This is a genomic window from Natrinema ejinorense (genome assembly GCF_002494345.1).
Classification (GTDB): Archaea; Halobacteriota; Halobacteria; order Halobacteriales; family Natrialbaceae; genus Natrinema; species Natrinema longum.
On the sequence record NZ_NXNI01000002.1, the window covers coordinates 73,123 to 88,002 of the forward strand.

10 protein-coding genes are annotated in these 14,880 nt (G+C 66.0%); 5 read left to right on the forward strand and 5 right to left on the reverse strand.

Annotated features, from left to right (window positions below):
- Positions 1–48: 48 nt before the first annotated feature.
- A complete protein-coding gene (locus CP557_RS19875; RefSeq protein ID WP_097382056.1) occupies positions 49–1,572 on the forward strand; it encodes an NADH-ubiquinone oxidoreductase-F iron-sulfur binding region domain-containing protein in 1,524 nt (507 codons plus the stop codon).
- Positions 1,569–4,874, forward strand: coding sequence for a formate dehydrogenase subunit alpha (fdhF, locus tag CP557_RS19880; RefSeq protein ID WP_097381776.1), 3,306 nt, complete (start codon positions 1,569–1,571; stop codon positions 4,872–4,874). The genes CP557_RS19875 and fdhF overlap by 4 nt, the downstream gene beginning before the upstream one ends.
- Positions 4,875–4,993: 119 nt before the next feature.
- Here the strand turns inward: fdhF and CP557_RS19885 are convergent, their stop codons facing one another.
- Positions 4,994–5,191, reverse strand: coding sequence for a hypothetical protein (locus tag CP557_RS19885; protein ID WP_097381777.1), 198 nt, complete (start codon positions 5,189–5,191; stop codon positions 4,994–4,996).
- A 170-nt stretch (positions 5,192–5,361) separates the two neighbouring features.
- Between CP557_RS19885 and CP557_RS19890 the strand changes: the two genes are divergently transcribed.
- Complete coding sequence (locus tag CP557_RS19890) at positions 5,362–8,322, forward strand: PAS domain S-box protein (RefSeq protein WP_097381778.1); 2,961 nt, start codon at positions 5,362–5,364, stop codon at positions 8,320–8,322.
- Between the two features lie 119 nt (positions 8,323–8,441).
- Here CP557_RS19890 and CP557_RS19895 read toward each other — a convergent pair whose 3' ends face one another.
- On the reverse strand, positions 8,442–9,239 hold the full coding sequence (locus tag CP557_RS19895) for a GNAT family N-acetyltransferase (RefSeq protein WP_097381779.1): 798 nt from the start codon (positions 9,237–9,239) through the stop codon (positions 8,442–8,444).
- A 210-nt stretch (positions 9,240–9,449) separates the two neighbouring features.
- Positions 9,450–9,713, reverse strand: a complete 264-nt coding sequence (locus CP557_RS19900; protein ID WP_097381780.1) for a hypothetical protein — start codon at positions 9,711–9,713, stop codon at positions 9,450–9,452.
- 184 nt (positions 9,714–9,897) lie between these two features.
- Between CP557_RS19900 and CP557_RS19905 the strand changes: the two genes are divergently transcribed.
- The gene (locus CP557_RS19905; RefSeq protein ID WP_245853121.1) at positions 9,898–10,401 is read left to right on the forward strand and encodes a metal-dependent transcriptional regulator; all 504 of its coding nucleotides are present in this window, start codon (positions 9,898–9,900) and stop codon (positions 10,399–10,401) included.
- A 140-nt stretch (positions 10,402–10,541) separates the two neighbouring features.
- Here the strand turns inward: CP557_RS19905 and CP557_RS19910 are convergent, their stop codons facing one another.
- Positions 10,542–10,751: a CbaC protein gene (locus CP557_RS19910; RefSeq protein ID WP_097381781.1), complete on the reverse strand. Its 210-nt coding sequence runs from the start codon at positions 10,749–10,751 to the stop codon at positions 10,542–10,544.
- A 388-nt stretch (positions 10,752–11,139) separates the two neighbouring features.
- Positions 11,140–11,334 (reverse strand): hypothetical protein, encoded by a 195-nt coding sequence (locus tag CP557_RS19915; protein ID WP_097381782.1) that lies wholly within the window; start codon positions 11,332–11,334, stop codon positions 11,140–11,142.
- A 272-nt stretch (positions 11,335–11,606) separates the two neighbouring features.
- Between CP557_RS19915 and CP557_RS19920 the strand changes: the two genes are divergently transcribed.
- Positions 11,607–14,852, forward strand: a complete 3,246-nt coding sequence (locus CP557_RS19920) for a nitric-oxide reductase large subunit (protein WP_097381783.1) — start codon at positions 11,607–11,609, stop codon at positions 14,850–14,852.
- Positions 14,853–14,880: the final 28 nt, after the last annotated feature.

Below are 14,880 nucleotides of genomic sequence, written 5' to 3' on the forward strand. Positions count from 1 at the left end.
CTTATTTGATCACCACGGCCGTTCTACTCTGCATACGAAATGGGATCGATGACTGAACCCACAGCCGCAATGTCGCGGTCGCCGGTCCTCAGGGTCGCGACTGACCCGACCGCGTCCCGCCGTGACACTGGCTCCGAAACAGCGCGTCGGACAGCCACCGCCGTCCCGGTCGTCCGGACGGGACCGACCGGCATTGCCGCGTTCGAACCGCTGTTTCTCGCGACCGCCGGCGGACGAACGGCGTTCCATCCGCGTCCGGACCACGAGCGGATCGAGGGGATCGTCGGTGCGCTCGAGCGCGGCGAGTTGCTGCCCGAGGTTGCCGCCGCAGTCGTCGAACACGATCCGGGGACGCGTTCGCTTCCCGCTCCCGAAACCGGTCCGTTGTCCGTCGGCTGTCGGGAGGTCCTCGGATCGTGTGGCTGGGTCACACCGCTCGTACCGGAGGACTACGACCTCGTCTCGCCGGAACGGGATGCAGGGCCGGTCCGGGACCGCGGACTGCTCGGGCGCGGTCGCGGCGACGCTGCCGCGGACGAGGACGTCGGAGCGACGTGGGCCACGATCCGGGAGACCGACGGCGATCCGGTCGTCGTCGTCAACGCCAACGACACCGACGACCGACAGCGGATCGATCGGACGCTGCTCGCGAGCGTCCCGATCGCCGTCCTCGACGGAATCGCGGCGATCGCCGAGTACCTCGGCACGACGGACGCAGTCCTTTACCTAAACGGGAGCGAGACCGGACTCCATCGCCACCTCGAGGCGGCGATCGACGCGGCCGCCGCCGAGCTCCCGGTCGTTCCGCAACTGGTCGCCGGTCCGGACGAGTACCGCGCCGGCGCACCGACCGCCGCCCTCGAGGCACTCGAAGGGAACGACCGGATCGAGCCCCGGATTCAACCGCCCTCGCCGGCGGTCCACGGGCTCTACGGCCGGCCGACGGCGGTCCATTCCGTGCGGACAGTGGCACACGTTCGACGGCTGCTGGGGAACGACGCGCCGTCCGACGCGACCGACCGCGATCCCGGCACCCGGCTGTTTACCGTCACCGGCGACGTGGCGGCACCGGCAACCGTCGAACTCGGGTCCGACGACAGCCTCGAAGCCGCCCTCGATGCGGTCGAGCTCCAGGGAGCCGTCAAGATGGCCTGCGTGGGCGATGTTCTCGGCGGCATCACCCGGGGGCTCGACGTGAGTGCAACTCGAGACGCGCTTGCGGCGGCTGCCCTCGGAACCGAAGGGGTGGTCGAGTTGCTGAACGAGGATCGGTGTGCGGTCGCGACCGCCGGCGAGCGCGCGACGTTCGCCGCGACCGAGAACAGCGGCCGGTGTGTCCCCGGACGCGAGGGAACGAAACAGCTCGCGGAGCTCCTGCGTGAGATCTATCACGGATCGTTCGACCTCGCGAAGATCCGCGAACTCGGTCGCACGATGGAGCGGACGAGCAACTGCCGGATCGGCGCACGCGCGCCGCGTCCGGTGACGACGGCGATCGACGAGTTCGAACCGGTGTTCCGCGCACACGCCGACGGTCGCTGTCCGAGCGGTACCTGTTCCGAGAACCTATGAGTACGAACGATCCCCTTCCAGGCGTTCCAGACCTCGATGACCCGCGTACAGAAACCCCGGTCACGGCTGAATTCGAGACCGGGAGCGCGAACGATCCGGACGTCGGGACGCGCGGCACCGACCCGACGACCGTGACGGTCAACGGCGAACCGGTGACCGTCCCGCCTGGGTCGACGATCATCGACGCGATGCAGGCCCTCGACGACGACGTCGTCAGCGTCGACCCCGGGACGGACGCCCTCGAGGAAGACGCCGACGTACCCGCCCTCTGTTACTACGACCGCGGCGGCGACTGTAGCGACGAGATCGGCCCGCGAAGCGAGTGTCGGACCTGCATAGTCGAGACCGACGCACACGGGCTCGTCCCCTCCTGTTCGTTCCCGGCGGAAGAGGGCCTCGCCGTCGAGACGGACACGCCCGACGCCGCGGAGAGCCGGAGCGTCAACCTCGATCTCGTCCTCTCGAACCACAACCTTCGGTGTACGACCTGTAACGGCACCGGTCGCTGTGAACTCCAGAGCGCGGCGATCAGCGAGGACGTCGACCACCCGCGCTACGGCGTCTTCGACGAGCGCGACCAGTACGACCCCCTCGACGACACCTCGTCGTTCATCCAGATCGACCGCAACAAGTGTATCCTCTGTAACCGGTGTGTCGACGGCTGCAACGACGTACAGGCCGAGGGCGTCCTCCGGATCGAGGGCCACGGCGAGGACACCCGCATCGGCTTCCAGTCCGACGCCGAGACGATGGCCGACTCCGAGTGCGTCTCCTGTGGTCACTGCGCGACGGTCTGTCCAACCGGGGCGCTGACCGAGAAGGGGATCGGCGGTGCCGGGACGCTCCCGTTCCCCGGCTTCACCCAGCGGAACTCGATCGGGGACGTCATCGAACACGTAGACGCCGAGACCCTCGACGACACGACGTCCCCCAACCGGTCGCCCGCGCCGGGCGGCGACGCCACGGTTGGGTCCGCTGGGACCATGAACAGCGACCAACGCAGCGTCGCCGGGGTCATGGAGCGAGCGAAGCGGAGACTCGAGACGACGGCGGCAACGGTTGGACGGAACGCGTTCCTCGCAGGCGAACACACGGCCGAATCGATCGCGGCGACCACGCTCCCGGAGGGATACCTGTTCGACATCGCCGAGGCGATCAGCGACTACCGGCTGGGCAAGATCGACAAAGCGGAGACGACCTGTGGGTTCTGTGCCGTCGGCTGTCGCTTCGAGATGTGGGGCAAGGACGACGACTCCCTCGGCGTCGTCCCCGTCGACGATCCCGACGACGCGCCCGCGAACAACTTCTCGACCTGCGTGAAAGGGAAGTTCGGCCACGAGTTCGCCAACAGCGAGAACCGGGTTACGACACCGCTCGTGCGCAACGACGACGGCGACCTCGAGGAAGCATCCTGGGACGACGCGTTGGAGCTGGTGGCCGAACGGCTCACCGACGTTCAGAACGACCACGGCGTCGACGCGGTCGGCTGCCTCGCGTCCTCGAAGGGGAGCAACGAGGAAGCCTACCTCGTCCAGAAGTTCGCCCGGCAGGTACTCGGCTCCAAGAACATCGACAACTGTGCGCGGCTCTGTCACTCCTCGACGGTCGCCGCGCTCCAGCAGACGGTCGGCTACGGCGCGATGACAAACCGCATCAACGAGGACATCGGCGAGGCCGACGCCTACCTCATCAGCGGCTCGAACACCACCGAGTCCCACCCCGTGTTGGCGACTCGCATCAAACGGAACGTCAGGGACGGCGCGGACCTCGTCGTCTTCGATCCGCGGAAGATCGGCATCGCCGAGCACGCGGATCAGTACACCCGGACGACCCCCGGCTACGACGTGACGTGGCTCAACGGGATGATCCGGTACATCGTCGAGCACGACCTCCACGACGAGGCCTTCATCGAGCGCAACACGAAGCACTTCGAGGAACTCAAAGAGAAGGTACAGGCGTTCACCCCGGAGAAAGTCGAGGAACTGGCCGGCGTCTCCCCCGAGGAGTTGGCCGCGGCCGCCGAGACGCTCGCCGAAGCCGACTCCGTCGTCTTCGGCTGGGCCATGGGAATGACCCAACAGAGCACGGGCACCGAGAACCTGCTCGCGATGGCCGACCTCGCGCTCGTGCTGGGCCAGCTCGGCAAGCCCGGGGCCGGCCTCTCGCCGTTCCGCGGCCAGAACAACGTCCAGGGCGGCGGCGGGGACATGGGAACGCTCCCCGGAAGCCTCCCCGGCTACCAGGACCCGGCCGACGACGAAGTCGGCGAGAAGTTCGCCGAGGTCTGGGGCGAGCGCCCGCCCGAGGAGCCCGGCCTCAAAGTACCGGAGATGCTCGCGGAGGCCCGCGAGGGCAACCTGGAGGGCATGTACATCGTCGGCGAGAACCCGGCGCTCTCCGAACCCGACGTCGATCACGCCGGGGAGGCCCTCGCGGCCCTCGAGTTCCTCGTCGTCCAGGACATCTTCGTGACCGAGACCGCCGAGCACGCCGACGTCGTCCTGCCGGCGGCGACCTCGCCGGAGAAACACGGGACGTTCACCAACACCGAGCGACGGATCCAGCGGGTTCGGCCCAGCACCGAGCCGCCGGGGACGGCCAGACAGGACTGGGAGATTACCCAGGCGCTGGCCGCACGACTCGGCTACGAGTGGGGGTACGACCACCCACGCGAGATCATGGTCGAGATCAGCGATCTCGTCCCCATCTACGGCGGCGTGAGCTACGAGCGCCTCGAGTCGGGCGAGGAACACGGCCTTCAGTGGCCGGTCCCCGACGCGGACCATCCCGGCACCCCCTACCTCTACGACTACGAGGAGGGGAACTTCAACTTCGAGGACGGGAAAGCGCGGTTCGTCCCCGCAGACGGTGGCCACCCCGGGGAACTCCCCGACGAGGAGTATCCCCTTACGCTCACTTCCGGGCGGGTCCTCTATCACTGGCACACTGGCCAGATCACCCGCCGCGTCGAGGGGCTGATGAGCCACGTCGGCCAGAGCTTCGTCGAGATCCACCCCGAGACGGCCGCCGAACTCGGCGTCGAAGACGGCGAGTACGTCCGCGTCGAATCCCGGCGCGGCGAAATCGTCGTCAAGGCCCAGGTCACCGAACGCGTGGGCGAGGGAACGCTGTTCATCCCGATGCACTTCGCGACCGGCGCGGTCAACAAACTCACCCAGGAGACGTTCGACCCACAGGCCGGCATCCCCGAGTACAAGATCTCGAGCGTCCGGCTCGAGGCACTCGGCCCGGAGACCGACGAAGCGGTGTTACGAACGCCGGACGTCGCCAGCGACGGCTGAGGACGCTGCGATACTGAACTCGCTGTTGTGAGCTTCGATTCGAGAGCAACTGGCCGGTGTGTGGGATCACTACGCCGTCGTCGCTGCCGCGGACGCAGTTGTCGGTGGGAACTGCGCTCTTAGTTATTCGTCAGTTCGAAGAATCCCTGGTCGTGCGTGATCACGCCCGCATCGTGGAGCGTCGAGATTCCCCGACTGACGGCCTCCTCGCTGTAATCGTACTTCTCCGACAGCGTGAGCCTGAGTGACTTGTGGGTCTGTCGCTCCCGCTCGAGTTCTTCGACGATCCGCTCTTTCAGGAGGTCGGGATCACTCATCGGTCTCCTGGTTGGCGTATAGCCGCGCAGCCACCTCACGGTTGGGGGACCAAGCGGAAGAGCTCGGTGAGACACTCGAGCTGGGGCCGTCATGTGACTCTCGGGGACGAGAGGGGACGGAATTTACCAAATAGTATTAGACGATGTGGACGAATCCCTTTCAGAGATGAATGTCGCAGTTCCCACAGACTGATTCCCCCACTAGCAGTCCGTACTACGACAGCGGGTACGAAGACCAGCGTGACGAGATCGAAGCGGCGCTCGACCACCTGTCTTCGGAGACGGACATTACGTTCGATAGTCTGCGCCATATCGAGGCGTTCTCCTCCGACACGACCGCCACCGATGGATCCAGTGCCGTCGTGTTCGCAACGACGGTCGACGCGGTTCCAACACGGCTCGAGCAGGCGACCGTCTGGGTGACACCGGATCCACAGGCGGCCGGGGACGCTATTCGGGCAGGTGCCCTCGATGCGATCACCTGGCGGCCCGGCGCGGCACTCGATCTGCTCGTCGCGAAACTATCGCGTCTCCTGTCGACGCCAGCCAAATCGGGGACAAACGCGTCTGAAGACGCCGACGTCGGCGACGGCGATGCGGCGGTGCGAGCGGTCGAGCAAATCGACGACGCCATCCTCGAACTCGACACCGACGACCGCATCACGTATCTCAACAGCGCGGCCGCGGACCTCTTCGATCGCACTCGAGAGACGCTGCTGACCGTCCCCGTGTGGCGCGTGCTCTCGGAGTGGACGACCGACGACGTTCGCGAGGCCGTCGAACGGGCACGAACCGCTACGGAGGTCCTCAGCACGGAGGTTTCGACGAGGGACGGGCGCTGGTTCGACGTGACGCTGTACCCCCACGACGGACGGCTCTCCGTCTACGTCCGCGAGATCACCGCCCGCCGCGAGTCCGAAACCGACCAGGCGATGTACGAGTATCTCATCGAGACCGTCGGGGACGCGGTCTACATCCTCGACGACGAGGGGCGGTTCACGTTCGTCAACGATGCACTCTGCGAGATGGCCGGGTACGACAGGGAAGAGCTACTGGGCTCGTCAGTACACCACATCAAGGACGACGAAACCGTCGAGCGAGCCGAGGACGCTCTCAGGGAACTCCGCAGGGAGTACGACGGACCGAAAACGGGCGAGATGCCGATCGCAAAGCTCGACGTGGATCTCGTCACGAAGGACGGCCAGCGAGTCCCGTGTACGGATCGGATGACGCTGCGCCCCCTCGAGAACGGCTCGTTTGCGGGGACCGTCGGGACGCTCCGAGACATCAGCCGCCAGCGGCGTCGAGAACGAATCCTGAACAATCTCCTGCGAGCGACACAGGACATGGTCGCCGCGGAGACGCCGACGGACGTCGCCGAACGCGTCGTCGACGTCGCGATGAACACGATCGAAACCACCGGCGCGGTCGTCCGCGAGTACGATCCGGCGACCGACGAGCTCGTCCCGATCGCGGTTCCCGAGACCGTCCGCGAGCAGCTAGGCGACCGACCGCGGTACGACGCCGACGAAGGCCCCGTCGGAACGGCGTTCACCGAGAATCGGGTCGTCAAGGTCGACGCCCTCGACCACATCGACACCACGTCGATCGATGCGGGAACGTATCTCCCCATCGGGGAGAACCGAACGCTCAGCGTCGGGCACGACGACGGCGACGGGTTCACGAGAGACGAGCGGCAGTTCCTCGAGTTACTGACGACGACTGCCGAGTCCGTGTTCGAACGCGTCGAACGGGACCAGGAGCGACGCCGATACGAGGCCGTCGTCGAGAACGCCAACGACCTCCTCTTCACCCTCGACGCCGACGGCGCAGTGACGCTCGTCACCGAATCGTTCGCCGCCATGCTCGGAACGACGCGCTCGGCGCTCGTCGGGACACGGATCGCCGACGTCCTCGCGGACGAGACGGTCGCCGAGCACCTCGCGGCAGGAACCGATGGCTCCTACGCCACCGAAACCGACTTCGTGGCTCGCGAGGGGCTCGAGATCCCGACCCGGATTTCCGTCGCCCCGCTCGAGGACCCCGACGGCGACGGCGTCGTCGTAACCGTGCAGGATATCCGCGAACTCCGGATGGCCAAACAGGAGGCGTCGCGACAGCGCCGCCGGTTCACCGAGTTGTTCGGGACGTTGACCGACCCGCTCGTCGAGCTGGCGTTCGAGGACACCGGCACCGAAATCACCACGGCGAACGATCGGTTCCTCGACCTCGTCGCCGTCGACGAGGACGAACTGCGGGACGCGCGCCTGGACGCGATCAGCGACGCGATCCCAGCCGCCGTCGGGGACGCACTCGACGAGATCCACGAGACGAGAGCGGCGGTGGAGCGGGAAGTTCGCGTCCAGACGGACAGCGGCGTTCGGTTCTATCTCCTCCGGAGCGTCCCCTACCAGCACGACGACGGCGAGCGGGCGTTCGTCGTGTTGACCGACATTACCGAAGTCAGACAGCAGGGCACCCATCTGCGGGTACTTCATCGCCTCCTGCGGCACAACCTGCGCAATCAGACGACCGTCATCCTCGGCCGAGCAGAACTCGTCCGAGCAGCGACCGACGACGAGGAGATCGAGTCACACGCGGCGGTCATCGAAGCGGCCGGTCGATCGCTGGTCGACGCCAGCGAGACGGCACAGTCGATACAGCGGATCCTCCAGACCGACCACGTCGACCCCGATTCGCTGTCGCCAACCGAACTCGCGGAGCAACTCAGGGGGGTCGTCGAGTCGGTCGTATCGGACGTCGCTGTAGAGATCGACGTCTCCACCACCAGCAGCGTCCCGTACGACGACTCGATCGGGAACGCCGTCAGCGAACTGCTCGAGAACGCCATCGAGTACGGAACGCCCGACGATGGGTCGACGATCGGGATCAGCGTGACCGACCGATCCGACGCGTCGGTTCGGATCGCCGTCAGCGACGACGGCCACGGAATCCCCGAGGAGGAGTGGTCCGTCGTTGCCGGCGACGGCGAGATCACGCAACTCCGGCACGGCTCGGGACTCGGCCTCTGGCTCGCGAAGTGGGTCGCCGATAGGCACGGAGGGACCCTCCGTCTCGTATCGGCCGGCGTGGACGGGACGACGATCGCGATCGACCTTCCGACGGAGTAGTGGGTTGTCGCTCCTGCTTGCGATACCGTCTCGTCCCGGAACCCGCGGTCGATCTCCCGTGAACATCACGACGCGGTCAGTCGTCTCACTGACCTCGCGATTTAGTGCGGGGGAGGATGTCAATCGTTCGGCCAGACGGCGAGCTGGACCTCGTCGACGAGGTCGCCGTCGATGTGGTAGTGACCGTCCCGGGTCGACTCGACTGCCCACCCCTGGTCCTCGAGAAACGAGATCGCGCGCTCGTTCGTCGCCGGAAGGCTCTGGTGGATTTTTCGGTAATCCTGACTCTGGGCCCATTCGAGCCCGCGATCCATGAGCGTCGAACCGAGCCCGTTTCCGCGATAGCGTTCGAGAACGCCGACCGTCAGTTCGGCCGTGTGTGCCAGATTCGGAAATCGCATCCCCTCGACGTGAAGCCAACCGACGGTGTCGTCATCGACGGTCGCGACGAAGAACACCCGATCTTCGCTCTCGTTGTGGCGCAGGAGCACTTCATTGCGGCTGATTTCGTCGGCCAGTTTGGCGGCGACGACGTGCGTTTCCCCGGTCGCGATCATCTCGATCGCGCCGACGATACCGGTGATGTCTTCCTGCTGGGCGGGTCGAACGATCGCTTCGAGATCGTCGAACTCGATAGTCGTCTCGTCCGCGTTCATCGGGAGGGCGACGCGAAGTTTGCCGTTTCGTTCGTCCAGATACCCGTCGCGCTCGAGAACGGAGACGTGGTGGGTGAACTCCTCGGTCGACATCGTCACTGACGGGTCGAGATCCGATCCCGACCGTGCGGGTTTGGATTCCGTCTCCGGTCGTATCAGGACGTTTCGGCGTACTGACTCGGGTTCGACGGCACCGTTGCGCTCTACGTACTCGTAGATCCGACGCCGTCGGTCGTCAGTGAACCGATGTCGGGTTCCCATGGGCGTCAGTTATTCACATCCGCACATAATCGTTCGTATTGGATCGCTGGGTAGTATACGACCGTGATGTATCAGGTGTTCCCTCGGAGGCGGCGTCGACTGGGACCCGACCGTCACGACGAGGACGCTCATACGGTTTGCTGTCCCGATGTCCCGGTGGGGCCGCAGGGCGGTCCCGATCCCACCGGCACTGACGGACAGGAGACCGTCTCAGTGGTCCGGGATCGTGACTCGGAGTTCACCGTCGACCTCGTAGAGGTAGCCCCGCTCGAGCAATCGGGTGAGTGCGTAGTCCGCGTCCTCGGGTTCGAGAGTCAGTTCATCGGTACTACAGAGGACCTCGAACGCTCGTTCCCGGGGGACCGACGGCACGTCTTCACCATCGGCCGACGTGAGACTGTGCGTACAGAGGATATCGTACGCGTCCAAGATCCACTCGGGAAGTGGTGATCGCGGATCGGTGAAATCGTTCATTGCCGCTTCCTAATCGCATTCTTCAGTATCTAGCTGCTTAAGAATATCCCCCGATTGTGGGTGGGGCCCGATGTAACGCGAGACGAAGCGGATCGGTTTCCATAGCAACCACGCAGGGATCGGTGACGGCATCGGAACGAATGAAGACGAACGGATTCGGCAAACGACTTTCACGACGTCTCATATGAGTACGTACCGAACGATGACTTCCGCAGCGTCGCCGGCCGATATCCCCGACACGGTCATACCGCGTGATTCGCTCAGCCCGACAGCGGGGTGGTATCTGCTTACCGTCTCCCGGCTTTCCTCGCGAGGTGACCGGCAGGTTCGAACCGGCGAACTCGCCGACCGGCTGGCTATCAGTCCCGCGAGTGCGACCGAGATGGCGGGGACGCTAGCCGACGACGGACTCCTCGAGTACGAGAAGTACGCCGGCCTCGAGACGACCGCTCGAGGAACGGAGATCGCCGAGTCGCTCGCGTGGCGACAGTGCGTCGTCACGTCCTTTTTCGATCGTCTCCTGGCGTACGAGATCGACGCTCGTACTGCGTACCGAATCGGATACACAGTGCCCGAAGACGGCATTCACCGGCTCCAAGAGCGGATCGACGAGCCACGCATCGAAGCCTGTCAGCGTCTTCGAGGGGACGACGACGAGTGTCTCGTGGCGACCCGTGTAGAGAGTTAATTCGGTCCCGAGGCCCGATTGGAGTCTGCGAGCCCTCACACCGCCGACGGCTGCGTCGTCACCGGTCCGAGACGTGCTCGAGGTGGACGGCTTCATCCCCCGGCCCTCCCGTGGGTACCGGCCGCCGAGGTCAAGGGAAGTTAGCCGGATCGAACCGACTCCGACTCGGTGGTCTCGGACGGGGGCCACACTGCCCAGAGCAGTACGGCGAGGACGACTGCGATTCCGAGGACGGCAGTCTCGAGGGCGGAGAGCGTGATCCCGAACCACGAGAGGGCCGTCCGGAACTCGACCACGAACGGGATGAGGACGGCGATGACGACCAGCAGCGCCCCCTTCGAGATGCGCATCTGTTGGATCACTGCTCGGAGAGAAGCCGCGAGTACGCCAAAAGATGGTGGCGAATATGTTCGCCCGCCTTCATTCGGGCCGGTCCGTTCGGCAACCCGTCCCCTCTCCGGCCGAGCGCCTGTTCAGGAAGGCGTTGCCGGTTCCATCCGGTGGTCGATCGGCGACGGGACGCCGGGGCTGTCGGCGTCCCGTTCGGGAATACGTTCGCGCCTCGTGGCGGCGATTCGCCCGGTCACGAACGCTACTCCACCCCGCCTCGAACGACGTGGCGATCGGGACGGCCGTTCAGGCGCGCGAGCGGGTCGCTCGGGGTGAGAGCACATCTCGTCTCGGGGACCTGCGACGTTCCGATGCGGTAGAACCCCAGCGGGTACCCTCGAGACGGAGTCAGCTAGACCCCGCGAGGGTCCAGCCCAAACTGTGGATCGTTTTTCCGGTAAAATAGCCGACGAGCGCCAGTACGCTAGCCGTTTCGACGGTACCACCGGCCAACCCTGCCAGCGCCCCGATCAGGCCCAACAGGATCGCCGCACGACGATACAGCCACTGACCGCCGCTGAAGTCGCGTTCGACCGCGGTCATCGATACATCACCGACCGAAGCTGGGTCCGTCGGATCGAACGGCACAGCAGCCCATCGTTCAGCCGCCGCGTGAAAGCGGGGAGTCTCGACCGATCGCCACAATCCATACTGAACGGTCCCGTCGCAAACACAATCTATTACCGCCGAATATGTTCCCCACTCGTCGGGCAATCAACACCGACGTGCGAGAGAGACTGCCTGCAGCTGACGGGTATACTACTATTTCACAGCTTCGAGCCCACTAGCGATGCTGAACGTGAACAGAATCGACTATGGACCTCACGAACGTGTTGTCAGAGCGGCTTCCCACCGGTGGTACCGATCGAGAACGGCCGACCGATCACCTGACGGATCGCCTCGAGACCGCGACGGAACGCAACACCGAGTTCTCGAGGAGGGTCCGGACCAGTGCCGGCGAACGTATCGCTGGTGTCCTCGGTCGGGGCGGAAACGAACGGCGGTCCTGGCGCGAGTTGGGAGATCGACTCGTCGAACGGGCCGCCACCGAATTATGCGACCGGGTTTCGGATCGTCGCCTCGACGAACGCGGTAAGCCGGCCGACCTCGAGTCGGCCGTCGACGATCCGCTCGCGCGTGGGCTCGACTCGTTCCTGCGTCGCTACGACCTGGACGAGACTCGACTGGACGACGAGACCCTGAGCGCGATCCGAGACCGGATCGCCGCGGAGACTTCCCCGGACGAAGTGTTCCAACGGCTCGTCGCCGACGGACTGGAAGAGGCGTCGGCAGCGTCGAACTCGGATACGGGCTCGCCCTTGGAGAAGGGGATCGCCGCCGACCACGCGCTGGCGGACGCCTGCTCGCACCTCTGTGCGGAGTTGGACGTCGAGACCGACCAGCCCCTCGAGTCCGTCGTCGGGGACCTCCTCCAGCGAGACGCCGTCGTCGTCGGCCACGCGATCGAACGAACCCTGAGGGCGGAGCTGCCACAACTGCTCGGTGAGCAGTCGGTCGACGCCGCCGGAATCGAGGACCAGTCACGGAGACGGGGAGATCGGTCGCGCGACGCAACCGAAATCGGAGCGGCACAGGGGGCCGATCGACCAGCGACCGCACTGGCGCTCGCGGCAACGATCTTCCTCTCGGACGCCGTGGCGGGCGATCGATCCCTCGCCCGTCTGCTCCCGATCTCGCCGACGCTGACTGACGGGGGGAGCGAAACCACCCTGCTCGAACGCGCCCTCCTCGAGGCATGCTCGAGTCCGCTACTCGAGACTGGGGGCGGCGTCGACCTCGACGCGCTTCGGTCCGAGTCGACCGGCTCGGTGGCGCTCGTCGCGTTGTTCGTCGCCAATCTCGTCGCGATGGGACTCGGTGCGTGGATATCCCACGAGCGCGCACCGCCGATCCCCGACGAGATCCGGGGACCGGACGGAGAGGCGATCGTCACGGCCGAGCACGTCCAACTCGGCAAGAAGGCGTTTCAGGCCAACGGGCTCATGAACCTCGGCTCGATCCTCGGCAACGGCTCGTACTTCGGTGTCGATCTCACCGCGGACGCCCTGGCGTTGAAAGCCGAGTTCATGCGCGAATACTACGCCCGCCAGCGAGGCGCGGACACCTTCGAGGGGCTCGCCGACGACGAGCGGGCAGCGGTCGCGGAACGCGTCGAACGGGAACTCGACGCGGATGCGCCCGACGGATCGGTCGCCCGGTACTCCGCGGCGGAAGTCCACGCGCACCGCCGTATTCGGGATCGGTACGTCGATCGCTACCACGATGGCGCACCCGAGCGCGGGATTCCGTCGGGGTTCGTCGGCTCGGCCGACCACGCCGAGCGGATCGCCGACTTCGCGTGCTGGACGGCGTGGATGGCCCACACGAACCGGCCCGGCTCGGATCACTCCTACACGAACGACTGGCCGTACGTGCCCGCGACCGGGAACCGACGACCCACCGGGCAGGTCCTGGTCTGGAGCACGATCAGTGTCGTCTTGCTCATCGCCGGCGGCGGTGCCGGCGTCTGGGCCTACCACTCGTTCGACTTCGCCGAACCGACGACCGAACTCGTCGACGTCCCCGCCCCCGACGCGGTCTCGATCACGCCGACTCAGTACGCCGCGGCGTGGTACGTTCCCGTCGCCGGGGCGTTGTTCGTCGCACAGACGCTCGTCGGCGCGTTGCTCGCACACTACTACGTCGAACGGACCGGCTTCTATCGCATCGGGGACGCGCTCGGGATCGACGTCGTCTCGCTGCTCCCGTTCTCGGTCGGCCGCGCCTGGCACGTCAACCTCGGCATCCTCTGGATCACGTTGCTGTGGCTCGCGGGCGGTCTCTTCCTCCCGGGGCTGTTCAGCGACCGCGATCCGCCCTGGCAGGCCGCGGGCACGACCGCACTGCTCGCCGTCCTCGTCCTCGCGACGGTCGGCGCGTTCGCGGGCGTCTGGCTCGGAACCCGCGGGAAACTCGGGTCGCCCGAGGACGGCGACCGCTGGTGGTGGTTTGGCTCCGAGGGTCTCGAGTACCTCGAGGTCGGCCGCTTCTGGAAGCTGGGACTGCTCGGTGCCTTCGCCGGCTGGACGGGGCTGGTCCTGCGTGGCGTCCGCCAGCTGGACGAACCGGCGACCGGGTTGGGCCACTTCATGACCTACGCGGGCGGCTCGATCGCGCTCATGTTCGCCGCGAGCATGCTCTACACCCCCGAAACGAACATGGCGGTCACGGAGTTCTGGCGGTGGTGGGTCGTCCACATGTGGGTCGAAGGCGTCTTCGAGTTCTTCGTCACCGCCGTGATCTCCGCCGCTCTGGTCTCGATGGAACTCATCGAGAAAGGGGACGCCGAAACGGCGATCCTCTTCGAAGTGTTCGCGATCATGGCGGCGGGCATCGTCGGCGTCTCCCACCACTACTGGTGGGTCGGCCTCCCCGACTTCTGGGTCCCGCTCGGGACGACGTTCTCGACGCTGGAGTTCGTCCCGCTCGTGTTCGTCCTCTACCGGAGCCTCGGCGAATATCGATCCCTGCGGGCGCAGGGCGAATCCTTCCCCTACACGCTCCCGCTCCTGTTCATCCTCGGGAGCAGCGTCTGGAACTTCGTCGGCGGCGGCGTCCTCGGGTTCTTCATCAACCTGCCGGTCATCAACTACTACGAACATGGCACCTACCTGACCGTCGCTCACGCTCATACGTCGCTGTTCGGCGCGTTCGGGCTCCTCGCGCTCGGTCTCGGCGCGTACATCCTGCGCGTCGTCACGCCCGAAGCCGCGTGGGATCCGGCCTGGTTCCGTGGCGCGTTCTGGCTGACCAACGTCGGACTCGTGATCATGACCGTCGCGTCCCTGCTCCCGGTGGGGTTCGCCCAGCTCCGAACCGCCTATCGGGACGGGTACGACGCCGCCCGCAGCCTCGAGTTCTACGAGCGAGACCGCATTCAGACGTTGCTGTGGGCGCGAACGCTCGGCGATACGCCGATGATCCTCGGCGCGCTCGCCTTTACCGTGGGGGCGGTGCGACATCTCTACGCGGCTCGCCGGCACGTACGGACAGATCGGTAAGAGGGCGTCGTAGAACAATTCGAAATGC